The sequence below is a fragment of the Candidatus Hydrogenedentota bacterium genome, assembly GCA_016791475.1.
Lineage (GTDB): Bacteria > Hydrogenedentota > Hydrogenedentia > Hydrogenedentales > JAEUWI01 > JAEUWI01.
Genome location: JAEUWI010000251.1, coordinates 1 through 681 on the forward strand (window position 1 = coordinate 1; position 681 = coordinate 681).

At 51.2% G+C, this 681-nt stretch carries 1 protein-coding gene; it reads left to right on the forward strand.

Annotated elements, in window-relative coordinates; translation table 11 throughout:
* Positions 1-195: 195 nt before the first annotated feature.
* The coding region (locus JNK74_29040) for a thioredoxin (protein MBL7650227.1) at positions 196-681 on the forward strand (486 nt) is incomplete at its 3' end.

Consider the following 681-nt stretch of genomic DNA (forward strand, 5'->3'; position numbering starts at 1 on the left):
AACCTGCCGGTGGATGGCGGAAGACTGGGATGCCTGTGAGGAAGGTGGAGGGTTCATGGGTTATGTTCCAGAGAGCATGGTTCGTGCAACCGGTAAAATCATAGATGTGATTTTGAAGTACCTTGCCTGGCTAATCCAGTCCTATCAACTATCAACTATCAACTATCAACTATCAACTATCAACTATCAACCAATATGCTTTATCTTTCACGCCTGCTGAAAACCCTGTTTCTTTCTGTATTGTTATCCTCCTGCCTGGCGCAACCCAAGACAAGCCTGAACGCTGAAGAATTTGAAAAACAACTGAACTCCACACCCAACGCACAGGTACTCGACGTACGAACGCAGGATGAATATCTTTCTGGTCATATCAAAAACGCCCTGCTGGCCGACTGGACCGACCCGAACGAATTCCAGCGCAGGATCGCCTTTATTGATAAGCATAAACCCCTGTTTGTATACTGCCTCTCTGGCGGCAGAAGCGCTGCAGCGGCAGCCCGCCTGCGGAAGATGGGTTACGAAAACGTGTACGAATTGCGTGGAGGAACCAATGCCTGGCGAGCAGCCGGCAAACCACTGGAAGGAGCCGGTGATGCGCAGCAGATGAGTGTGGATGATTTCTACAAAGCCGTAAACAGCGCCCCGGTGGTGCTGGTGGATTTTGGCGCCACCTGGTGCCCG